Raw genomic sequence first — 22513 nt, 5'->3', positions numbered from 1 at the left:
GGCTTTTGTTATACTTGGTCGACCAATAAAAACGAGTGGCCATGGAACGGACCAGCCCCATGATGAACAGACAGGAACTCTCTCTTCGCAAGTTACTGGAATTTCGCAATGCCTGGGTTGCCTGGCTGATCTTTGCAGTTGCCATTGCCGTCACCGTACTGCTCTGGCAGGTTTCCATCAGGCTGGTCGAAGACCGCACGGAAGCCCGCTTTCGCACCCAGTCCCTGCAACTGAAATCCGCCATCGAAGAACGCCTGCTGAACTACGAACAGGTGCTGGCCGGTAGTGCCGGTCTGTTTGCAGTGACCGGTGATGTTTCCCGCGATCAGTGGCGCGAATATGTCGACAAGGTGGATATTAACCGTTACTACCCCGGCATTCAGGGTATTGGCTATGTTCGCCGTATCGGTGTCCGCCAGATGGCCGATCACATTGCGTCTGTCCGGGCGGAGGGGGTACACAATTACCTTGTGAATCCGCTGGGCAGTGGCCCTTATTACTATCCCATGGTTTACCTGGAGCCGGGCACTGAACGCAATCGCCGGGCCCTTGGCTACGATGCCTTCAGCGATCCCATCCATCGTCGGGCCATGGAACAGGCGCGTGATGAGGCCGTCCCCACCGTGACTGCCAAGGTGGTTTTGGTTCAGGAGGAGCTCGGCGAAGATCAGGCAAGTTTCCTGATGTATTACCCGGTGTACCAGGGCGGGACCGTGCCCGAGATCCGGGCCGAGCGTCGCATGATGCTGGCCGGTTACGTGTTCAGTGCCTTCAGGATGAACAACCTGATCGACGGAATCGTCGGCCTCATTTCGCCATTTCTGGATGTCCGCATCTACGATGCCGGAGTGGTGGACCGGCAGAACCTGATGTATGGCTCCAATCTGGGCTCCCTCGATAACGAATTCAGTTTCCAGATGAGCCAGACAATCAGCCACGGTGGTCGCGATTGGCTGTTGCAGACCCGCTCCACCCCCGCCTTTGATTTTCTGGCTTCGGACCCACGCCCCCCAATCGTTCTGGGCAGCGGCCTGGTGATCAGTGCCTTGCTGTTCCTCTTTGTGCTGGCGCTGATCCGGTCACGCCTGATGGCGCAGATCAGTGCCGGTCGGTATCGGGCGATTACCGAGGGTGCCGCCAATGTCACTCTGGTGATGGATCGCGCGGGCAAAGCTCTGTATGCGAGCCCGTCCAGCCTCGATATTCTTGGCTTTGAGCCAGACCAGGTTCAGTCGCTGGACTTTGAAGAGCTGGTCCACGGTGATGACTGGCCTCAGCTGAAGAAAGGCTTTGACGATTCCGTGCAGTCGCCGGGCAAACAGATGCCGGTGATTCGGGTTCGTATTCGCGATGCCGAGGGGCAGTGGCGGGATATGGAAGGCACCTTCACCGCCATGTTGTCGGTGCCCGGTGTTAATGGCGTCGTGCTCAGTCTGCGCGATCTGACCCAGCTCAAGGCCGCACAATCGGAACTGCACCGGCTGGCCTTCTACGATCCGCTCACTGGCCTGGCGAACCGGCAACTGTTCCGTGACCGACTCAACCATGTGGTCAGCCGCAGCCGCCGAAGCGGTGAGCCGGCCGCACTCATGTTCCTGGACCTGGACGGGTTCAAGCGTATCAACGATACCCTGGGACATGATTCCGGTGACGAGCTCCTGCGCCAGGTGGCCCAATGGCTGGTGGGGTGTGTTCGTGAGGAGGACTCGGTTGCCCGGCTCGGCGGCGACGAGTTTGTGGTGTTATTGTCCCGCATCAGCGATTCGGACGCCGCCAGCAAGGTGGCAGAGACGATCCTGCGCAGTTTGTGCCAGCGGATCCGGCTGAACGATCACGAAGTCGGGATCACGGTCAGTATTGGCATTACCATGATCCCGCACGACAGCGAGGATGCCGGGACCCTGATGAAATATGCTGACCTGGCCATGTATCGCGCCAAGGAGCTCGGGCGGAATACTTTCCAGTTCTTCACGCCGGCCATGAATATCAAGGCGGCCCGCCGTCTTCTGCAGCAGGAGGAGTTGGCGACGGCCCTGGGCGGCGACCGCTTCGTTCTGCATTACCAGCCGAAGATTGATCTGGCCAGTGAACGGGTCATCGGCGTCGAAGCGTTCCTGCGCTGGCATCATCCGGAGAAAGGGCTGGTGTCCGCCCAGCAATTCATCGGTCTGGCCGAGGAGACGGGCCTGATTGTGCGCCTGGGCGAGTGGGCTCTGCGGCAGGCCTGTATTCAGGTGCAGGCTCTTGAGCGGGCCGGTTTTGAATCCCTGAAAATGGCGGTGAATCTGTCGGTTCGACAGCTGACCGATTCGGGCTTTCTGGACATGATCCGGCAGGTTATCACGGAAACCGGTGTGTCACCCGAGCGCCTGGAGCTCGAAATGCCGGCGGAACTGCTCAATGAAGATCCGCGAATGCTCCGGGAGTTGCTGGTATCGCTCCATGATCTTGGGGTCTGCCTGATTCTCGACGATTTTGGAACCGGTTCCTGTTCACTGGTCTCGCTGCAACAGTTGCCGCTGGATGTGATCAAGATCGATCACCGGTTCATTCGGGATATTCCTTACAATGTCAGTGCTACGGACGTCGCATCGGCGGTCATTGCCCTGGCCCGCAAGCTCCATCTCACGGTGGTCGCAGAGGGTGTGGAAACCCCGCAGCAGCTGAGCTTCCTCAAAACCCATGGCTGCGCCCAGTGCCAGGGGAACCTGTTCAGCTATCCGCTGGACGAGGATGCCCTCATTGGTTTCCTGATCCGGCAGTACGAAAGGCCGCTGATTTCCTGATCATGGCAATGGCGGCCGGTAACCGGTAAAATCACGCCGTTCCCGGACCCCGGTAGCGGCCTCTCCGGGCTCAATCCTTCGTCTTAACTGAGTATTCATTGTCTGTGACTGAACTGAGCCGAATCCGTAACTTTTCCATCATCGCCCACATCGACCATGGCAAATCCACGCTGGCAGACCGCTTTATCCAGGTTTGCGGCGGCCTGACCGACCGTGAAATGGCCGAGCAGGTCCTGGATTCCATGGATCTTGAGCGGGAGCGGGGGATTACCATCAAGGCCCAGAGTGTCACTCTGAATTACAAAGCCCGTGACGGTCAGGAATACAAACTGAACTTCATCGACACCCCGGGCCATGTGGATTTTTCCTACGAGGTATCACGCTCGCTCTATGCCTGCGAAGGGGCCCTGCTGGTGGTGGATGCCGGGCAAGGCGTCGAGGCCCAGTCCGTGGCCAACTGCTATACCGCCATTGAGCAGGGGCTGGAAGTGGTGCCGGTTCTGAACAAGATGGATCTGCCCCAGGCCGAGCCGGAGCGGGTAGCGGCGGAAATCGAGGATATCATCGGTATCGAAGCCTCTGATGCGGTCCGCTGCAGCGCCAAGAGCGGCATGGGTGTTGAAGACGTGCTTGAGGATTTGATCAAGAAGATCCCGCCGCCCAAGGGTGACCGCGATGCGCCGCTGCAGGCTCTGATCATCGATTCCTGGTTCGACAACTATCTCGGTGTGGTATCTCTGGTGCGGGTGACCGAGGGTACCCTGAAAAAGGGTGACAAGATCGTTATCAAGTCTACCGGCAAGGCCTGGAACGCCGACAAGGTCGGTATATTCAATCCCAAGCCGAAAGACACTGACGTACTTGAATCCGGTGACGTTGGCTTTGTCGTGGCCGGTATCAAGGATATCCACGGTGCGCCGGTGGGTGACACCATCGTGCATCAGAAGTTTGCCGAACAGACCCCCATGCTTCCCGGGTTCAAGAAGGTCAAACCCCAGGTTTATGCCGGGCTGTTCCCGGTCAGTGCCGACGACTACAACGATTTCCGGGATGCCCTGGAAAAGCTCACCCTGAACGATGCCTCCCTGTTTTTCGAGCCGGAAAACTCCGATGCCCTCGGTTTCGGTTTCCGCTGTGGTTTCCTGGGCATGCTGCACATGGAGATTATCCAGGAGCGGCTGGAGCGGGAATACGACATCGACCTGATTACCACCGCACCAACGGTGATCTATGAGGTGGTTACCAAGCAGGGTGAGACTCTGTCGGTAGACAACCCGTCGCGGCTTCCGGATATTGGTTCCATTGAGGAAATGCGTGAGCCGATTGTGGAAGCGAATATCCTGGTGCCCCAGGAACATATCGGCAACGTCATCGCCCTGTGCGAGGAAAAGCGTGGCGTTCAGAAGAACATGCACTTCATGACCACCCAGGTTCAGCTTACCTATGAGCTGCCCATGGCCGAGGTGGTGATGGACTTCTTCGACCGGATCAAGTCGGCCAGCCGCGGCTTTGCATCACTGGACTATCACTTTACCCGATTCCAGACCGCCAACCTGGTGCGGCTGGATGTACTGATCAATGGCGAACGAGTTGATGCCCTTGCCCTGATCGTGCACAAAGAACAGGCTCATCACAAAGGTCGGCAGCTGATCGAAAAGATGAAGGAACTGATTCCTCGGCAGATGTTCGATATTGCCATTCAGGCCGCCATCGGCAACCAGGTGGTGTCGCGGGTCACGGTCAAGGCGCTGCGCAAGAACGTAACCGCCAAGTGTTACGGTGGTGACGTCAGCCGGAAGAAGAAACTGCTGCAGAAGCAGAAAGAAGGTAAAAAGCGTATGAAGCAGCTGGGTAATGTCGAGGTGCCTCAGGAAGCGTTTCTTGCCGTATTGAAAGTAGATAAATAAAAGGCTTCCCGGATGGATATTGATTTTCCCCTGGTACTGGTGGTGCTGACCTTTGCGACAGGTCTGATCTGGCTGGCGGACAAGCTGTTTCTTCGTGAGCGCCGGCTTGCTGCCTACCGTGCCAGTGGTGCTTCCGGAGAGGTCGGTGAGGGCTCATCGGAGGAATCGGAGGAGCCGAAAGAGCCCTACCTGGTCGACCTGAGCCGATCGTTTTTTCCGGTACTGGCGATTGTCTTGGTGCTGCGCTCCTTCCTGGTGGAGCCCTTCCAGATTCCATCGGGATCCATGCTGCCAACCCTTGAGGTGGGCGACTTCATTCTGGTGAACAAATACGCCTACGGCTTAAGGCTGCCTGTTGCCGGAACCAAAGTGGTTCCCGTCGGCGATCCCCAACGCGGCGATGTCATGGTGTTCCGCTATCCGGAAGATGGCCAGACCAACTACATCAAACGAGTGATTGGCCTGCCCGGCGATCATGTTCGCTATCGTGACAAGCAGCTGTACATCAACGGGGAGAAGGTCGAAACCCGATTTATCGCCAGACTCCCGCCGATGGAGCTGCGTCGTGAGGACCTGGGTGAAGTCGAACACGACATTTTCCTGACCATGGGCCGGCCCGGTGGCAGTGGTGAGGGCGAGTGGGTGGTGCCCGAAGGCCATTACTTTGTCATGGGTGACAATCGCGACAACAGTAATGACAGCCGCTACTGGGGCACGGTCCCGGACGAGCTGGTGGTGGGCAAGGCCTTCGCTATCTGGATGCACTGGAAATCCCTAACCAGTCTGCCATCCTTTGATCGTGTAGGCGGAATCGAGTAATTCGGACTATCTGGAGCGCAGTCATAATGCAGAAAAACAATCTTTCCGGCATGGGCCGTCAGCGGGGAGCCTCGGCATTGACCATGATGGTTATGGTGCTGTTTTTTGGTGGCTTGCTGACGCTGGTGATCAAGCTGGGTCCCGCCTACCTTGATGACATCACCATTCAGGAAGCGCTGGAAAGCCTGGATGGCACAGAAGGCCTCTCTCAGATGGGGCCAGCCCAGGTTCGCACACTGATTAACAAGCGGCTCAGTGTGAACAATGTCCGGGGCTTTGATGCCAAGAACATTTTAGTCGATAAGGATGGCGACCTGGTCGTCATCAACGTTGATTACGAAGTGCGTAACAACCTGTTCAGCAATGTGGATACGGTGGTTCACTTCAAACACACCTATGAGATGAAGGGCAAGTGAGTTCACAACTGGACCTGGATCAGTTACAGCGACGCATCGGCTATCAGTTCAGATCGCCGGAGCGACTTCTGCTGGCACTTACTCACCGGAGCTACGGAAACCAGAATAACGAGCGTCTGGAATTTCTCGGCGACTCCATCGTGAACATGGTGATTGCCGAGTATCTGTTTCTGCACTTCGAAAAAGCCCGAGAAGGCCAGCTGAGCCGCCTGCGGGCCCGCATGGTAAAGGGCGTTACCCTGGCTGAGATTGGCCGGGAATTCCAGCTTGGAGGTTACCTCCGGCTGGGCTCCGGAGAGTTGAAAAGCGGAGGCTACCGTCGGGAATCCATCCTGGCCGATGCCGTGGAATCGATTATCGGCGCCATCTATCTGGACAGCGATTTTCACACCTGCCGGGAGCAGGTCCTGCGTTGGTTTGAACACCGGTTGGAGAAGCTTGATCTCCAGGATACCCAGAAAGATCCCAAGACCCGTTTGCAGGAATATCTCCAGTCCCGCCAGTTTCCATTGCCACGCTATGACGTCATTTCCGTAGACGGCGAGGCTCACAACCAGACATTTCACGTATCCTGTGCGCTGCCTTCGCTGGACCGAAAGACCACCGGGACTGGTAGCAGCCGCCGGGTGGCCGAGCAGCAGGCAGCCCGTAACGCCCTGAAAGAACTGGGCGTGGAGAATCAGTAATGAACGATATCACCCGTCCGGAAAACCCGGACAGTCGCTGCGGTTTCGTGGCCATCGTCGGTCGTCCGAACGTCGGGAAGTCCACTCTGCTCAATCACATCCTCGGGCAGAAACTGAGCATTACCTCCCGCAAGCCCCAGACCACCCGTCATCAGGTGCTTGGTATCAAGACCGTCGGTCCGGTCCAGGCGATCTATGTGGACACACCGGGCATGCACGAGGAAGAGCCACGGGCCATCAACCGTTATATGAACAAGGCCGCCACCTCTGCGCTCATTGATGTCGATGTGGTGGTTTTCGTGGTGGACCAGCTGGCCTGGACCACCGCGGATGAGATGGTGCTGGAGAAGCTCAGCCGGCTGAAATGCCCGGTGATTCTGGCGGTAAACAAGGTCGATAAGATCGAAAAGCGGGAAAGCCTGCTACCGCATCTGGATATGCTCTCGAAAAAGCGTGAATTTGCCGAGATCATTCCGCTTTCGGCACTGAAAGAGACCAATCTCGAGCCTTTGGAAGAGGCGGTCGGGCGCTACCTGCCTGAGAGTATCCACTTCTACCCGGACGATCAGATCACCGATCGCAGTGAACGTTTCCTGGCATCGGAGATTGTCCGGGAAAAGATTACCCGCCAGTTGGGAGCTGAGTTGCCGTACTCGGTTGCCGTGGAGATCGAGGAGTTCAAGCGGGAGGGCAAGACCCTGCACATTTCCGCCCTGATACTGGTTGAGCGTGAAGGCCAGAAGAAGATTATCATCGGCGAGAAAGGCGAGCAGATGCGTCGGATTGGTCAGGAGGCTCGCACGGACATGGAGCGACTGTTCGACAGCAAGATCATGCTCAGACTCTGGGTCAAGGTGAAGCGCGGCTGGGCAGACAGCGACCGGGCCCTGAAGAGCCTGGGCATGAACGACCTCTGAGGCGGTTATGAAAGGGCCTGAGCTGCAGGAGCCCGCTTATGTCCTTCATCGCCGCCCCTGGCGGGAAACCAGCCTTATGGTGGATCTGTTTTCCCTGAACCATGGCCGGATGACCGTCATCGCCCGGGGCGCGAACAGCGCCAAAAGCCCCCTGAAAGCCCAGCTACAACCTTTTCAGCCCCTGATCGTGGACTGGGCCGGCCGGGGCGACCTGAAAACCCTTACCCAGGTAGATGTCCGAACCGGCCCGACCCTGAGTCGGACAGTGTCACTCTACAGCGGCCTTTACCTGAATGAACTGTTGCAACGGGTTCTGCCCGCCGCTGACCCCCATCCGACCCTCTTTGCAGCCTATATAGATGCCATCCGGCAGCTGTCCGACACCACGGATGTTGAGCCGGTGCTGCGGAGGTTCGAACGGGCCTTTGCCGCCGCCCTGGGCTTCGACTTCGCCTGGGACCTCGCCACTGATAGCGGGCAATCCGTCGAGCCCGGCCGGGAGTATTGTTATGATCCGGAGCAGGGCATTGTTTTCGGGCTGTCACCGGGTGTGCGCCTGCGGAATCTCCCGGGTGATGTTTTACTGGATCTGGCCCGCGATGATCTGCAATCGGACAGCGCCCGGCGGTTGGCGAAACGGGTCATGCGGGTACTGATTGACTATCTTCTGCAGGGTCGCCCCCTGAACAGTCGCAGCCTTTTCACTCACCTTCGGGGAGAATCCCATGAATCCTAGAGTACTGCTTGGCGTCAACATTGATCACGTAGCCACCCTCCGCCAGGCGAGGGGAACCCGGTATCCCGACCCGGTGCAGGCAGCACTGATGGCCGAGGAAGCCGGGGCGGACGGCATCACGATCCATCCCAGGGAAGACCGGCGTCATATCCAGGATCGGGATGTGCTGTTACTCAAGGAAGTGCTCCAGACCAAGATGAACCTGGAAATGGCCGTTACCGATGCCATGCTGGCGTTCGCCGAGCAGGTGCGGCCGGAATGTGTCTGCCTGGTGCCGGAAAAGCGTGAGGAATTGACCACCGAAGGCGGTCTGGATGTCGAGGGTCAGGAATCCCGCGTGGCCAAAGCCTGTGAGCGTCTGGCCCGCATTGGCTCCGAAGTGTCATTGTTTATTGACCCGGACCCGGCCCAGATAGATGCCGCAGTGCGTTGCGGGGCGCCGGTGGTGGAGCTGCACACCGGTGAGTATGCCGAAGCGGAGACGCCAGAGGCTGAGAACGCTGCGTTCAAGACGATTGCCGATGCGGTGGCCTATGCCCGCAAGAAAGGGCTGATCGTCAATGCCGGCCACGGTCTGCATTATCACAACACCGAGCGGGTGGCGGCGATTCACGGTATCAACGAATTGAATATTGGCCATGCCATTATCGCCCGCGCGGTGTTTACCGGTCTGAAAGAGGCGGTTCGGGATATGAAGGCCATTATCGATCAGGCCCGGAGCCGGGCCTGATTCGGCGTTTTGTCAGGTGGTTTCCGCGGCCTCGCGGCGTTCGCGGAACAGCTGTTGCCAGTCGGTCTGGTCACTCCAGATCTCAAGCCGCTCCATCGCGGACAGCAACTGGTCTTTCTGGTGTTCCAGATCCGGTGCGGCGCATTTGATCGCCGTTTCCAGGTGATTGGCCGCGGCCCGCAGTTCGGGTACGCCGCAGTAGCGGGTCGCGCCGTGGAGTTTGTGGACGCACTCGAGCAACTCATCCATATGCTCGCCGGTCCAGAGCTCCGGTATTCGCGCCCGATCCACATGGACCTGTTCCAGCAGCATACTGAACAGTTCTTCGGCGAGGTCGGCCTTTCCGGCGGCGAGCTGAATACTCTCCTCGACACTGACGCAGTCCTGTTGCATTTTTCGGGTTGACGGCCGCAGGGCCCGGCGCGTGTCGCGGACTTCCGGCACCGGGAGCCGACCGTTGCCACTGTTCTTGGGGCAGATATAACCAGTGTACTCATGGATGATTTCGGTCAGCTGTCCGCTGCTGATCGGTTTTGGCATGTAGCCATCGAAACCTTGCTTGGTCAGCCGTTCCTGCTCGTCGGCCAGGGCATGGGCAGTTAGGGCAATGATCGGCGTCCGGTGATTGCCGGTATCCATCTCCCTCAGCCTGGCCGTGGTTTCCACTCCGTCCATGCCGGGCATCTGCAGATCCATGAACACCAGGTCGAAGGGCTTCTGTCTGGCCTTGCTCAGGGCCTCAAAACCACTGGAGGCGCTTTCGGCCTCCAGTTGGCAGTCTTCCAACAGGGTCATCACCAGTTTCAGGTTGGCGTCGTTGTCATCCACCGCCAGCACCCTGGGAACATTGGCAGTGGTCACACGGTTGGCGGAAGTCTCGTACTCAGGGGCCCGACCGCCGGAATGGATGCCGTGCACCAGTAGCAGAAGCTCATCGTAAAGCGAGTCCCTGCACACCGGTTTGGTGAGATGGCCGCTGGCAAGCCCCGATAGGGGTGTGTCGTGGGTTTCCAGCGTGGGCGTCAGCAACAGGGTCCGGCAATCCCGTTCAATCTCCAGGGTACGGACAAGGCCACAATACTGGCTGGAATTGAGCAGGTGGCGGGTGATGCCGACAATGGCCACGGCATAACCGGCCTGGCTTTTCTGGGCCTCTTCGATCTGTTCCTGCAGTGCTCCGGGTGAGGCCACCCGGTCCACCACCATGCCCCAATCCCGCAGCAGGTGTTCCACCGCCAGCCCGGTGGTTTTCTGTTGTTCCAGGTAGATCACCCGTTCCCCACGCAGACCATCCCGCGGGGCAATGGCCTCTCCGCTGGTGGTAAGCTCCGAGGTCAGGGTGAACCAGAAGGTCGAGCCTTTGCCTAGCTCGCTCTCAAGTCCTATCTTGCCTCCCATTTCTTCGACCAGGCGTTTGGAAATGGCCAGTCCCAGGCCGGTGCCACCGTATTGTCTGGCGGTGGAAGCATCGGCCTGACTGAAGGCGTTGAACAGGGACTGCTGCTGGGCGCGGGAGAGGCCCACGCCGGAATCCGTGATGCTCAGGCGCAGGGTTACACGGTTGGTATCCGCTTCTTCCTCTTCCAGGCTTGCCCGCAGGACCACCTCGCCGGTCTGGGTAAACTTGATGGCGTTGTTGACCAGGTTGGTGATCACCTGTTTGACGCGCAAAGGGTCACCCATGATGTTGTCCGGCACATCGTTGTAGACCAGCGGCACCAGATCCAGATTCTTGGCATGGGCGGCCGGCGCCAGCATGACCATGACTTCCTCGACAATATCCCGCAACTGGAAAGGCACCCGGTCCAGGATCAGCTTGCCGGCCTCGATCTTCGAGAAATCCAGAATGTCGTTAATGATGGTCAGAAGAATCTCTGAGGACTTCCTGATGGTGCTCAGATGGTCCCGTTGCTGCCTTGGCAGGGGGCTCTTCAGGAGCAGTTCGGTGAAACCGATGATGCCATTCAGCGGGGTTCGGATCTCGTGGGACATGTTGGCCAGGAACTCTGATTTTATCCGGCTGGCCTCGAGCGCCTCTTTCCTGGCGAAATCCAGCTCAATGTTCTGGATCTCGATGGTTTCCAGGGTTTCCCGCAGGTCTTCGGTGGCCTGGTCGATGTTCTGCTGCATTTCTGCCTGGGCCTTGCTCAGCTCTTCAGCCATGGCATTGAGGCCGGACTCCAGTTGTTCAAACTCGGGGCCGGCGCCGGTGTATACGCGGGTATCCAGCTTGCCTTCCTTGAGTTTGGCCACCGCCTCGTTCAGTTCAAATACCGGGTTGGTGAACGCGCGGCTCAGGCGCAGTGCAATGGCCATGCTGAGAATAACGCCGCCGATAATGAGCAGCAGGGAGATCAGCAGGGCCTTGTAGGTCTCTTTTTCGGTGCGGATGTGTGACATTTCCACAACCACCCAGCCCAGAGGCTCCCGCAGATTCGACATGGACTGGCGGGCATCCGGGTCGAGCATGCTCTCGATCATCAGATCCTGAAGAAAGACGGGGGTGATAAACCGGGTGCTGTTTTCCCGGGAAATCCGGGTTGCGTGCTCGGCGGTAAGTTCCTCCGACCTGACAGTCTCCGAGCTTCCCGGCCCGGTGTGAAGCAGGCGCGAGCCGTCGCTACCGAAGAAGGTAATGGAGCGCACGTCCTGCTCTTCCAGGAGCGCATTGGAGAGGCTGCTCAGGAGGCTACGGTTTGCGGTAAACAGGCCATATTCGGAACCAGCGGCGAGCTGGCGGGAGAGAGATTCGCCCCGGTCCTTCAGAAGGCTCTCGATATTGTTGACCCAGCTGTAGGTGAAGAAAAGCCCCAGCATCAGGGTGGTCAGCAGGGTGGGAACCAGCGTGACCACCAAAACTTTCTTGCGAATGCCCCAACGTCGCATACCGTGTTCCTGAATTATTGCTTTTGTCCGCACCGCAGGGCGGAAAACGTCCGTGTTAAGAATAGCTGATCCGGAACGGGATAACTGTGGTATCAGTCCCGGCGGTACCGGAAAATCCCGCATCGGATATAGCCGCCGGTCATGGATATAGCGAGAAGCTGTATTGGGAGACCGGGGCGATAACGCGTATCATGCGAAGCCAAAAGTGTACCACAGGGTTATCATATGCATTTTCCCACCATTGAAGATTATGTCGGGCACACCCCTCTGGTTCGCCTGCAGCGTCTCCCCGGTGAGACCAGTAACGTGATTCTGGCCAAGCTGGAGGGTAACAATCCGGCCGGCTCGGTGAAGGATCGTCCGGCCATCAGCATGATCCAGGAGGCTGAGCGCCGGGGCGACATAAAACCGGGTGACACCCTGATCGAGGCAACCAGCGGTAACACCGGCATTGCCCTTGCCATGGCGGCTGCGATCAAGGGTTACCGCATGGTACTGATTATGCCCGCGAACATGAGTGAGGAGCGCCGGGCGTCCATGCGCGCCTATGGTGCGGAGATTGTCACGGTCACCAAGGAAGAGGGGATGGAGACGGCCCGTGACCTGGCGCTCAAGATGCAGGCAGAGGGCAAGGGCAGGGTGCTGGATCAGTTCAGCAACCAGGACAACCCGCTGGCGCACTACCGCACCACCGGTCCCGAGATTTGGGAACAGACCGGTGGCCGTGTCACCCATTTTGTCAGCTCCATGGGAACCACCGGCACCATCATGGGCGTGTCCCGTTACCTGAAGGAGCGCAACCCGGATATCCAGATTATCGGGCTTCAGCCCAAAGAAGGCGCGGCCATACCCGGGATCCGGCGCTGGCCAGAGGCCTACCTGCCCAAAATCTATGATGCCGCACGGGTGGACGAGGTTCTTGATATTGGCCAGGAAGAAGCCGAGAACACCATGCGAGCCCTGGCTTCCGAGGAAGGCATCTTCTGTGGTGTTTCTTCCGGTGGTTCGATCGCGGCGGCTCTCAAACTCTCTGAGCAGGTTGAAAACGCCATCATCGTGGCCATTATCTGTGACCGCGGCGACCGCTATCTTTCCACCGGTGTGTTCCCCGGCGCCTGAACACGACTTTACCAAGAGACCCGAGTATGAGCAGACGACGCAGGAAGGTTCTTCCGAAAGAGCCCGTGCGCTGTGAGATTGAAACCCTGAGCCACGACGGCCGGGGTATTGCCCGTCAGGACGGCAAAACGCAGTTTGTGGATGGAGCCCTGCCGGGCGAAACGGTCATGGCGAAAGTGGTGTCCAGCCGTAGCAAGTTCGACGAGTTGCGCACTGAAGAGGTTCTGGAAGCCGCGCCGGACCGCCAGACGCCACCCTGCGAGTTTGCCGACCTGTGCGGTGGCTGCAGCCTCCAGCATATGAGTGGCGATGCCCAGATCGCGTTCAAGGAGAACACCCTGCGGGAGCATTTTGCCCATTTTGGGGGCATTGAGCCCGAGGAGTGGATTGAGCCGCTGCGTTCCGAGGAGAGTCTTGGCTATCGTCGCAAGGCTCGTTTGGGCGTTCGTTACGTCAAGGCCAGGGAGTCGGTTCTGGTCGGCTTCCGGGAAAAGCGCAACAGTTTCCTGACCGACATTGATCGTTGCGCGGTGCTGGACCCCAGAATTGGTGAGCGCATATTGCCCCTGCGCAACATGCTGCATGATCTGGACGCGTATAGCCGGATTGCCCAGGTAGAAGTTGCCTGTGGTGACGATGTGGCCGTGATGGTGTTCCGGAACATGGATGATCTGTCGGACGGTGACCGGGAAAAGCTTATCGCCTTTGGTCAGGCCCACGACTTGCATATCTACCTGCAGCCCAAGGGGCCTGACACCGTGCATCGGATCTGGCCCGAATCCTCGGGTCCGGATGACGAACGGTTGAGTTACCGGCTGGATGAATTCGACCTGACCATGAAATTTCATCCCATGGACTTTACCCAGGTCAATGCAGGCATTAACCGCGCGATGGTACACAGGGCCGTGGAGTGGCTGGATGTCCAGCCGGGAGATCGTGTGCTGGATCTCTTCTGTGGTCTGGGCAACTTCACGTTGCCTCTGGCCCGAAGAGGAGGGCAGGTCGTTGGCGTGGAAGGCGACGAGACCATGGTCGTGCGCGGCCGGGAGAATGCGGAACTGAATGGTCTGGACAATGTCGATTTCCACGGTGCGGATCTGCACGGGGATTTCACCGGCCAGAGTTGGGCGAAGGAAGGGTTCGACAAGATTCTGATTGACCCCCCCCGCTCCGGTGCCGAGGAAATCTGCAAGTACCTCACCGCCTTCGGGGCGCGACGGATCGTCTACGTCTCCTGTAACCCGGCGACCCTCGCGCGGGATGCAGGCGTTATGGTGCGCAACGGCTACCGTCTGGTGCGCGCGGGTGTGATGGACATGTTTCCCCACACCACCCACGTGGAATCCATCGCGTTGTTTGAGCGGGATTCCGGCTGACAATGTTGTGGGCAGCCAGGGATGGCTGCGTAAACCATCAGGAACAACAAGACTGATATGGTAAAAGTTCGCGAAGACTACGCAATGACGGGCGATGGCCAGGTGGACATCGAGGGCTGGGTACAGCAGATCGCCTCGCAGACACACCTGGAAGACCCCGATCAGTTCCGGCAGGCCTGCGAAAAAGCGGCCGAGATTGACCTTCAGGCCTTCCGGCAGGACCGTCAGTGGGCCCCCGGTTCCAGTAGCTTCCGGATCGGCATTGAAATGGCCCAGGTGCTGGCAGAGCTGCACCTGGACCAGGCCAGCCTGGTAGCAGCGATTCTTTACCGGGCGGTACGCGAAGAGCGTGTTCCACTGGAAACCATCCGCAAGGAATTTGGCGACGAGGTGGCGGGCCTGATCAACGGCGTGCAGCAGATGGCGGCGATTTCATCCATCCATCACCCGCTGAAAGGGAACGTCCTCGGGCAGAGTGAGGGGCAGTTGGACAACGTCCGCAAGATGCTCGTCACCATGATTGACGACGTCCGGGTTGCCCTGATCAAACTGGCCGAGCGGACCTGCGCCATTCGGGCCGTTAAGGACGCTCCGGAAGAAAAGCGCATGCGTGTGGCCCGGGAAGTGTTCGATATCTATGCGCCGCTGGCCCATCGTCTTGGTATCGGTCATATAAAATGGGAGTTGGAGGACCTGTCCTTCCGCTACCTGCATGAGTCCGCCTACAAAAAGATCGCCAAGCTGCTCGACGAGAAGCGCCTGGACCGTGATAGCTACATCAAGCGCGTCATTGCGACTCTGCAGACCGAACTGAAAGCCTATGGCATTGAGGGTGAGCTGTCCGGCCGCGCCAAGCACATCTACAGCATCTGGCGGAAAATGCGGCGCAAGGGCATCGATTTCTCCCAGGTCTACGATGTTCGCGCCGTGCGTATTCTTGTTCCGGAAGTGCGCGACTGTTACGCCGCCCTGGGTATTGTCCACACTCTGTGGCGCCATATTCCGAACGAATTCGATGATTACATAGCCAACCCCAAGGAAAACGGTTACCAGTCCTTGCACACAGCGGTGATCGGGCCGGAGGGCAAGGTTATGGAAGTGCAGATTCGTACCCACAAGATGCATGAGGAGGCGGAACTGGGCGTCTGTGCGCACTGGTTGTACAAGGGGATGGACAAGAGCAACAAGTCCACCGGTTACGATGCCAAGATCAACTGGCTGCGCCAGGTGCTGGAGTGGCAGGAAGAGCTGGGCGACCTGTCCGGGCTGGCCGACCACCTGAAATCCGATGTGGCCTCAGACAGGGTGTATGTTTTCACGCCCGAGGGCCATGTGGTGGATCTGCCCCAGGGGGCAACGCCGGTGGACTTTGCTTATCGGGTGCATACCGAGATTGGTCATGCCTGCCGTGGCGCCAGGGTGAACAGCCGGATCGTGCCGCTGACCTATCCACTGAAAACCGGCGACCAGGTGTTCATCCTGACCTCCAACAACCCAGCTCCCAGCCGCGACTGGCTGAATCCGAGCCTGGGTTACATCCAGACCTCCCGGGCAAGAGCCAAGGTTACCCACTGGTTCAAGCAGCAGGATCGGGGCCGCAATATCGTTGATGGCCGTGCCATTCTCGAGGACGAATTCAAGCGGCTGTCCCTGTACGACGTGGATCTTGGCGAGCTCGCGAAGAAGGTCAATTATCACAGTGCCGAGGACATGTTTGCTGCGACAGGTGCTGGCGATCTTCGTCCGACTCATGTTGCCAATGTGGCCCAGCAGATGCTGGAGCCCAAATCTGAACAGCTGGATCTGAAGCTCGGCACCCAGCGCCGCAAACCTTACGATACGGAATCGGATATCCAGATCCTGGGCGTCGGCAAGCTCAAGACCCAGGTGGCGAAATGCTGCAAACCCCTGCCGGGAGATGCGATTGGTGGCTACATCACGGTCGGTCGGGGCGTGACGGTGCATCGTCAGGACTGCCTCACATTTCTGAATCTGCGAGAGTTTGAGCCCAATCGGATCATTGAGGTGAGTTGGGGTGGCCGGCAGGCAGCGGTTTATCCGGTTGATATCGAAATCGAGGCCTATGACCGGTCCGGGTTGCTGCGGGATATAACCCAGGTGCTGTCGGCTTCGAAGAGTGATGTACTGTCGCTCAATACCCTGAGTAACAAGGATGAGAACACGGCTACCATGACGGTGACCGTGGAGATCTCCAGTCTGGAGCAGCTGGCCCGATTGCTGGCACAGATTCGCAACCTGCCCAATATCATTGATGTAAGGCGTAAACGCGGATGAGCTATACCATCGAGGATCTGAAATATCTGATGGCCCGGCTACGGGATCCGGATACCGGCTGTCCATGGGATACGAAGCAATCTTACAAGTCCATCGTGCCTCACACGCTGGAGGAAGCCTACGAAGTTGCCGATGCCATCGAACGTGAGGATTACCCGCATCTGAAAGACGAGCTGGGAGATCTGCTGTTCCAGGTGATTTTCTATGCTCAGATCGGACGGGAAGACGGGCATTTCGACTTCGACGGCGTTGTCGATCATCTGGTGCGCAAACTGGTGCGCCGGCATCCACATGTTTTTCCGGAAGGAACCCTGGACAGTCGAATCGATCCGGATAACCGGCCGGATGAGGCGTGGATCAAGGAAAGTTGGGAACGTATCAAGGCCGAGGAGCGGACACTGAAGCCGGCACCGGATGCCGGCGCACCGGAAAGCCGGCTTGACGGCATTGCCCGCACCCTGCCGGCCATGGCACGGGCCGAAAAGCTCCAGAAACGGGCGGCGCGCCACGGCTTTGACTGGCCGGATATCGCCCCCGTGTTCGACAAGCTCCATGAGGAAATTGACGAGCTCAAGGAGGCCTGGGAAGCGGCGCAAACCGGCGCTGGTGATCCGGACGCCGTTGAGGATGAGCTGGGCGATCTCCTGTTTGTCTGTGTGAACCTGGCACGGTTCATGAAGGTTAATCCCGAGCAGGCTCTCAATCGGACCAATCACAAGTTCGATGCCCGGTTCCGGGCCATTGAAAAAGTGCTTGAGCGTGAGGGCCGCGACATGGACGAAGAATCACTGGAGGCGCTGGATGCCGTCTGGCAGGCGGTCAAAGGCGTGGAGCGGGGAGGAAGAGAGGGCTGAACAGGGCGGATCGGTAAGTACAATCCGTTACCAATTTTCTCGCCCCCGGACCGACGGCTTCGTCTACACTTCCGGAAACGGACGCACAGTTTTCGTGCGCCGTGCGCCATCAATAAGATGCAGGAGTGAAGGCACCATGAAAATCAAAGATCTGGTCAATTACTGGGACAAGCATGCACGTGGTCGGCTTACCCGAGACGCCTATTTCATGGCGTTGTCTGACCAGCATCACAAGCGCCTCGAAAAGCTCGCAGCGCTTTATCCGATGAAGTCACCTCAGGATCTGATGCGGGATCTGATTTCTGCAGCACTGGATGAAATGGAGACCAGCTTTCCGTATGTCCAGGGCACCAAGGTGGTGGCGTATGACGAGGACGGCTTCGAGATCTATGAGGACCAGGGTCTCACCCCGAAATTCGTCAGCCTGAGCCAGAAGCACATCCAGCGCCTCAAGGCTCGCCAGCTCGAGTCAGTGGCCTGACGAAAGGGCAGCTAACGCTGCCCCTCGTTTCTTACTTGTCTTTCCCTTCCAGCTTGTCCTTCAGCGGGCTCTGGCGAACGAGATCGTCCAGCGCTGCGCCAATCATATCGTTCAGAATGTCGCTCTCGCTGCGATCCGGGTAAAGCTCCGCCAGTGCGGCCACGCGTGCGGCATCTTCCAGCGGCAGGCGCAGATTGTAATCGTGCGTGCGCTCCACGGGCTCTTTTTGCTTCTCCCAGTGTTTGGGCAAATCAGTGACCTTCATGATGACTCCTTGCAGCTACAGGCTTGAATCGCCAATAGACTTTCTCGACTGTTCCTTAGTATCGTAAGTTTACTTCGCCTCCGTCAATTCAAAAGGACGTCAATGTGACTGAGCTTCATCCCGAACTCCGAGAAAACGTACGAATGCTGGGCGAACTGCTTGGCCAGAGCATACGGCGGTATCCAGGACAGGATTGCTATGAACTGATCGAGGAAATCCGTGCGGCGGCCAAGGCAGATCGCCGCCAGGAAAGCGGATCCGGGCAGCGGCTTGTAAACCTGCTGGGCAAGTTGAGCGATGATGAACTGCTTCCGGTTACCCGGGCGTTCAACCAGTTTCTGAACCTGGCCAACCTGGCCGAGCAATACCATGGCATCCGTCGCAAGCGCGGCCATCAGTCAGACCTGATGGTGGAATCTCTCGGTGAAGTGTTTGAGCGGTTGAAGCAGGGCGATGTGACGCCGGAAGAACTTCATCAGAGGGTCGCGGACCTGCGCATCGAGTTCGTCCTTACGGCCCACCCTACTGAAGTGGCCCGGCGCACCCTGATCATGAAATACGACGAAATGTCGGACTGCCTGGCACGGCTGGACCATGACGACCTGATGCCGGCCGAGCGGGAGGAGATCGTTACCCGCCTGTCCCAGTTGGTTACGGAAGCGTGGCACACCGACGAAATTCGCCATGAGCGACCAACCGCAGTGGATGAGGCCAAGTGGGGCTTTGCGGTTATAGAAAACAGTCTGTGGCAGGCACTGCCCCAATTTCTGAGAAGCCTGGATACTTCCTTGCAGGACGCCACCGGGAAGGGCCTGCCCCTGCAGGCATCCCCCATCCGGATTGCATCCTGGATGGGCGGTGATCGCGATGGTAATCCGAACGTTACCCATAAGGTCACCCGCCGGGTCTTCCTGCTTGGCCGCTGGATGGCAGCGGATCTCTACCTTCGTGATATTCAGGCGCTGCGGGCGGAACTGTCCATGTGGCAGGCAAGCGACGAACTCAAGGCAGTTGTCGGTGATTCCCGGGAACCCTATCGCCATGTGCTCGCCGAACTTCGCGAACGGCTGATCAAAACCCGGGACTGGGCCGAGGCGAGCGTCAATGGCGAAACCGCGGACGCCAGCGGGATCCTGTTTGAGAATGAGGATTTCACCGGCCCCCTGGAGCTCTGCTATCGATCCCTGGTTGAGTGTGGGCTGGAAGATATTGCCAACGGCCCTCTGCTGGATACCATCCGGCGGGCACATACCTTCGGCCTGCCGTTGATCCGACTGGACATTCGCCAGGAAGCGAGCCGCCACGCCGAGGCCGTCGCCGAGATGGTCGACTACCTCGGCCTGGGGGATTACCTGTCCTGGTCCGAACAGGAGCGTCAGGCGTTCCTCGTGCAGGAGCTACAGGGCCGACGTCCGCTGGTCCCACGCAATTGGGAGCCCTCTGAATCCGTTGCGGAGGTGCTGGCGACCTGCGAGGTAGTGGCGCAACAAACCCCGGAAGCTCTCGGCTCCTACGTGATTAGCATGGCCAGCAAGCCCTCCGACGTGTTGAGCGTGATTCTGCTGCTGCGGGAATCGGGGATGAAGTTTCCGATGCGGGTCGTCCCTCTGTTTGAAACCCTGGACGACCTGCGTGGCGCGCCGGACAGCATGTCGGCTCTGTACGAGGTTGAATGGTACCGGGAGTATTGCCAGGGCCGTCAGGAAGTGATGATCGGCTACTCGGATTCCTCCAAGGATGCGGGTCAGCTGATGGCGGCGTGGGCCCAGTATCAGGCCCAAGAGAAACTTACCCAGGTCGCCCGCCAGTATGGGGTCCATCTGACCCTGTTCCACGGTCGGGGCGGCACCGTTGGCCGAGGCGGTGGGCCTGCCAACCGGGCAATTCTGTCCCAGCCGCCGGGCTCGGTTAACGGCAGTTTCCGGATCACCGAGCAGGGGGAGATGATTCGTTTCAAGTTCGGTTTGCCCCGGCTGGCTGTTCAAAGTCTGACGCTCTACACCACCGCCGTCATTGAAGCCACACTGGCTCCGCCACCCAAACCGGAGGACAGCTGGCGTGAGACCATGGACTGGCTCACCGAACGCTCCCTGAAAGCCTACCGCGATGTGGTTCGTGAGAATCCGGATTTCGTGCCTTATTTCCGTCAGGTTACACCCGAGCAGGCCCTGGGCAAGCTGGCGCTGGGCAGCCGACCGGCGCGGCGCAAGGCCACCGGCGGCGTGGAAAGCCTGCGGGCAATACCCTGGATCTTCGCCTGGACCCAGATGCGGCTGATGCTGCCCAGCTGGCTTGGCAGCGACGTGGCGCTTGAGGAAGCGGCCCGCGATAACCGGTTGCCGGTACTGAGGGAGATGATGCAGGGCTGGCCGTTTTTCCGCACCTACGTCGACATGCTGGAAATGGTACTGGCCAAGGCGGATCTGCGGATCGCGAGTTATTATGAACAGACCCTGCTTGATGATGACCAACTGAAAGCCCTGGGTGAAAGCCTTCGAACCCGGCTCCAGGGGTGCATCGAGCGGCTTCTGGAACTCAAGGAGCAAACGGATCTGCTTGAGGCGGAGCCCGTGTTCGCGCACTCTATGCGAGTCCGCAACCCCTACACCGATCCATTGCACTACCTGCAGGCCGAGCTGCTGCGACGAGATCGGGAAAGTGAGGGCAAGGGCGAGGTTCCCGAACTGGTGGAGCGCGCCCTCAAAGTCACCATGGCGGGTATCGCAGCAGGTATGCGCAACACCGGCTGATCAATACAGGTGTCGAAAATAGTGCTGGCAAAGGCCGGGTAGCCTGGCCGCTGACAACGAACGAAGGGAGTAAGCTGTGGCTCTGGCTGCACGATTGGAACGTTTTCTTGCCCGCAAGGGCATCAGCTATCGGGAGTTGCCGATTGACCAGGTGACCAGCCTCGATGCGGCAGTTATGGCCTCGGGACTGTCGCAGGATGCCTTCATTCAAGCCACTCTCCTGATCGACATTACCGGTGTCGTGATGGCAGTGCACAAGTTCGATAGTTCCCTTGATCCGGATGCCGTTCACCAGTTGACCGGCCGGCGCCTCCAGCCACTTACCGCACGGCAGACCATGCGGCTGTTCGGGGATTGCGACCCCGGCTTCACGCCGCCCATCGGGCAGGCCTATGAACTGCCCGTGATCGTGGATGAGGATGTGATACTCGCGGATCAGGTCGTGTTCTCCAGTGGTACCGATCATTCGCTGATACAGATGGATGGTCGCTCACTCCGGTTGGCGCTGGCAGGCGCCAGGGAAGGCCACCTGGTTATCCGGGGGCCGGGCAATGGTAACCGCGAGGCCCTGACGCTCGAGGAAGTGGCCGACAAGCTTCAGAAACTCTACCGGTTGCCACCAATGCCGGCTCTCGCCCTGCGCATTCTGCGGTTGACCGCCAATACCGATGCCACCGCCCGGGAGCTTGCCGAGCTGATCGAGTTTGACCCGAGCCTGACCGCCCAGATCATGCGCTATGCCCGGTCTGCACTGTTCAATTATCCCGGCCAGATCAACTCGGTCCAGGAAGCGGTTACCCGTGTTCTGGGCTTTGATCGCGTGGCACATATCGCCCTGGGCATTGCCTCCGTTCGCGCCTTTGAGGTGCCTCGCCAGGGGATGCTGGGTATGGACAATTTCTGGCGCCACTCGCTGTATTGCGCGTTCCTGTGCCAGATCATTGCTCCGCGATGCGGCGCCGAGAAAGGACTGGGTTATCTGTGCGGTCTGTTGCACAACTTCGGCCTGTTGCTGGTGGGGCATCTTTTCCCGGCCGAATTCGATGAACTCAATGAGCTTCGCGAGGCCAATCCCGAAGCCAGCATGCACTCTCTCGAACAACAGGTCTTCGGACAGGGCAATGGGCAGGAAATCCTGTCGGTTGGCCATGGTGCCATTGGCGGAATACTCCACCGTTTGTGGCAACTGCCGGATCCGGTGGTCAAGGCGGCCGGTGTTCATCAGCAGTCAGGTTACCATGGTGAGCATGAGAACTACGTCCTCATGGTTCAGTTGGCGAATGCCCTTCTGAAGGATCGCGGTATTGGCGATGAGTTTAACCCCGATGATGTGCCCTCTCTGCTGGAAGGCCTGGGGCTGCAGCCGGACGTTGTGGAAGAACTGAACGCCGAACTGGAGCGTGTTGCTCCCGATCTGGACGCACTGGCCAATTCCCTGTCATCCTGACACCCTGTCTGTATTCGCTGGGAAATGCGCACTTCCGGTGCAT

The 22513-nt window shown here is 58.8% G+C and carries 17 protein-coding genes; 15 read left to right on the top strand and 2 right to left on the bottom strand.

The features are described from left to right. Positions 1-59 precede the first annotated feature (59 nt). The 8 genes from ABNF92_RS05675 (at position 60) to pdxJ (ending at position 8997) form a co-directional block, all read left to right on the top strand. Positions 60-2786 carry an EAL domain-containing protein gene (locus ABNF92_RS05675; protein WP_069184117.1) on the top strand — a complete coding sequence of 909 codons (2727 nt, stop codon included), beginning with the start codon at positions 60-62 and terminating at the stop codon, positions 2784-2786. A 104-nt stretch (positions 2787-2890) separates the two neighbouring features. Continuing rightward, positions 2891-4693, top strand: a complete 1803-nt coding sequence (lepA, locus tag ABNF92_RS05670; protein ID WP_069184275.1) for a translation elongation factor 4 — start codon at positions 2891-2893, stop codon at positions 4691-4693. A 12-nt stretch (positions 4694-4705) separates the two neighbouring features. Continuing rightward, positions 4706-5512 (top strand): signal peptidase I, encoded by an 807-nt coding sequence (gene lepB / locus ABNF92_RS05665; protein ID WP_069184118.1) that lies wholly within the window; start codon positions 4706-4708, stop codon positions 5510-5512. Positions 5513-5538: 26 nt separating this feature from the next. Next, positions 5539-5928 (top strand): DUF4845 domain-containing protein, encoded by a 390-nt coding sequence (locus tag ABNF92_RS05660; protein WP_349343702.1) that lies wholly within the window; start codon positions 5539-5541, stop codon positions 5926-5928. Continuing rightward, positions 5925-6614: a ribonuclease III gene (rnc, locus tag ABNF92_RS05655; RefSeq protein ID WP_349343701.1), complete on the top strand. Its 690-nt coding sequence runs from the start codon at positions 5925-5927 to the stop codon at positions 6612-6614. Before ABNF92_RS05660 ends, rnc begins: the two co-directional genes overlap by 4 nt. Next, positions 6614-7531: a GTPase Era gene (era, locus tag ABNF92_RS05650; RefSeq protein WP_349343700.1), complete on the top strand. Its 918-nt coding sequence runs from the start codon at positions 6614-6616 to the stop codon at positions 7529-7531. Before rnc ends, era begins: the two co-directional genes overlap by 1 nt. Before the next feature lie 7 nt (positions 7532-7538). Beyond that, positions 7539-8267 carry a DNA repair protein RecO gene (gene recO / locus ABNF92_RS05645; RefSeq protein ID WP_136629321.1) on the top strand — a complete coding sequence of 243 codons (729 nt, stop codon included), beginning with the start codon at positions 7539-7541 and terminating at the stop codon, positions 8265-8267. Beyond that, on the top strand, positions 8257-8997 hold the full coding sequence (gene pdxJ / locus ABNF92_RS05640) for a pyridoxine 5'-phosphate synthase (RefSeq protein WP_153634525.1): 741 nt from the start codon (positions 8257-8259) through the stop codon (positions 8995-8997). Before recO ends, pdxJ begins: the two co-directional genes overlap by 11 nt. Before the next feature lie 12 nt (positions 8998-9009). Here pdxJ and ABNF92_RS05635 read toward each other — a convergent pair whose 3' ends face one another. Next, positions 9010-11883, bottom strand: a complete 2874-nt coding sequence (locus ABNF92_RS05635; protein ID WP_136629320.1) for an ATP-binding protein — start codon at positions 11881-11883, stop codon at positions 9010-9012. Positions 11884-12108: 225 nt separating this feature from the next. Here ABNF92_RS05635 and cysM point away from each other — a divergent pair, with 225 nt between their 5' ends. From cysM to ABNF92_RS05610, 5 genes are all read left to right on the top strand, one after another. After that, on the top strand, positions 12109-13002 hold the full coding sequence (cysM, locus tag ABNF92_RS05630; RefSeq protein WP_069184125.1) for a cysteine synthase CysM: 894 nt from the start codon (positions 12109-12111) through the stop codon (positions 13000-13002). A gap of 26 nt (positions 13003-13028) precedes the next feature. Further along, positions 13029-14378 (top strand): 23S rRNA (uracil(1939)-C(5))-methyltransferase RlmD, encoded by a 1350-nt coding sequence (gene rlmD, locus ABNF92_RS05625; RefSeq protein WP_349343699.1) that lies wholly within the window; start codon positions 13029-13031, stop codon positions 14376-14378. Between the two features lie 57 nt (positions 14379-14435). Further along, a complete protein-coding gene (relA, locus tag ABNF92_RS05620; RefSeq protein WP_349343698.1) occupies positions 14436-16673 on the top strand; it encodes a GTP diphosphokinase in 2238 nt (745 codons plus the stop codon). Next, positions 16670-17527 (top strand): nucleoside triphosphate pyrophosphohydrolase, encoded by an 858-nt coding sequence (mazG, locus tag ABNF92_RS05615; protein ID WP_136629318.1) that lies wholly within the window; start codon positions 16670-16672, stop codon positions 17525-17527. The genes relA and mazG overlap by 4 nt, the downstream gene beginning before the upstream one ends. A gap of 136 nt (positions 17528-17663) precedes the next feature. Beyond that, entirely contained in the window at positions 17664-18008 is a 345-nt protein-coding gene (locus tag ABNF92_RS05610; protein ID WP_008176163.1) for a hypothetical protein, read from the top strand. Between the two features lie 31 nt (positions 18009-18039). On the opposite strand, the gene ABNF92_RS05605 is transcribed toward ABNF92_RS05610, so the two are convergent. Continuing rightward, positions 18040-18273, bottom strand: a complete 234-nt coding sequence (locus tag ABNF92_RS05605) for a hypothetical protein (protein ID WP_091991508.1) — start codon at positions 18271-18273, stop codon at positions 18040-18042. A gap of 104 nt (positions 18274-18377) precedes the next feature. Between ABNF92_RS05605 and ppc the strand changes: the two genes are divergently transcribed. Beyond that, on the top strand, positions 18378-21023 hold the full coding sequence (ppc, locus tag ABNF92_RS05600) for a phosphoenolpyruvate carboxylase (RefSeq protein ID WP_349343697.1): 2646 nt from the start codon (positions 18378-18380) through the stop codon (positions 21021-21023). A 76-nt stretch (positions 21024-21099) separates the two neighbouring features. After that, positions 21100-22470, top strand: a complete 1371-nt coding sequence (locus tag ABNF92_RS05595; RefSeq protein ID WP_136629315.1) for an HDOD domain-containing protein — start codon at positions 21100-21102, stop codon at positions 22468-22470. The last annotated feature ends 43 nt before the right edge of the window (positions 22471-22513 follow it).

Origin of the sequence: Marinobacter sp. MMG032 (genome assembly GCF_040112695.1) — a bacterium.
GTDB classification, from domain to species: Bacteria; Pseudomonadota; Gammaproteobacteria; order Pseudomonadales; family Oleiphilaceae; genus Marinobacter; species Marinobacter salsuginis.
Note: the sequence above shows the minus strand (reverse complement) of the source record. Positions and strands in the feature narration are given on the sequence as shown.

Coding starts and splice junctions, on each gene's coding strand:
- ABNF92_RS05675 (WP_069184117.1), top strand. CDS start 60: ATGATGAACAGACAGGAACTCTCTCTTCGCAAGTTACTGGAATTTCGC.
- lepB (WP_069184118.1), top strand. CDS start 4,706: ATGGATATTGATTTTCCCCTGGTACTGGTGGTGCTGACCTTTGCGACA.
- ABNF92_RS05660 (WP_349343702.1), top strand. CDS start 5,539: ATGCAGAAAAACAATCTTTCCGGCATGGGCCGTCAGCGGGGAGCCTCG.
- era (WP_349343700.1), top strand. CDS start 6,614: ATGAACGATATCACCCGTCCGGAAAACCCGGACAGTCGCTGCGGTTTC.
- recO (WP_136629321.1), top strand. CDS start 7,539: ATGAAAGGGCCTGAGCTGCAGGAGCCCGCTTATGTCCTTCATCGCCGC.
- pdxJ (WP_153634525.1), top strand. CDS start 8,257: ATGAATCCTAGAGTACTGCTTGGCGTCAACATTGATCACGTAGCCACC.
- ABNF92_RS05635 (WP_136629320.1), bottom strand. CDS start 11,883: ATGCGACGTTGGGGCATTCGCAAGAAAGTTTTGGTGGTCACGCTGGTT.
- cysM (WP_069184125.1), top strand. CDS start 12,109: ATGCATTTTCCCACCATTGAAGATTATGTCGGGCACACCCCTCTGGTT.
- rlmD (WP_349343699.1), top strand. CDS start 13,029: ATGAGCAGACGACGCAGGAAGGTTCTTCCGAAAGAGCCCGTGCGCTGT.
- relA (WP_349343698.1), top strand. CDS start 14,436: ATGGTAAAAGTTCGCGAAGACTACGCAATGACGGGCGATGGCCAGGTG.
- mazG (WP_136629318.1), top strand. CDS start 16,670: ATGAGCTATACCATCGAGGATCTGAAATATCTGATGGCCCGGCTACGG.
- ABNF92_RS05610 (WP_008176163.1), top strand. CDS start 17,664: ATGAAAATCAAAGATCTGGTCAATTACTGGGACAAGCATGCACGTGGT.
- ABNF92_RS05605 (WP_091991508.1), bottom strand. CDS start 18,273: ATGAAGGTCACTGATTTGCCCAAACACTGGGAGAAGCAAAAAGAGCCC.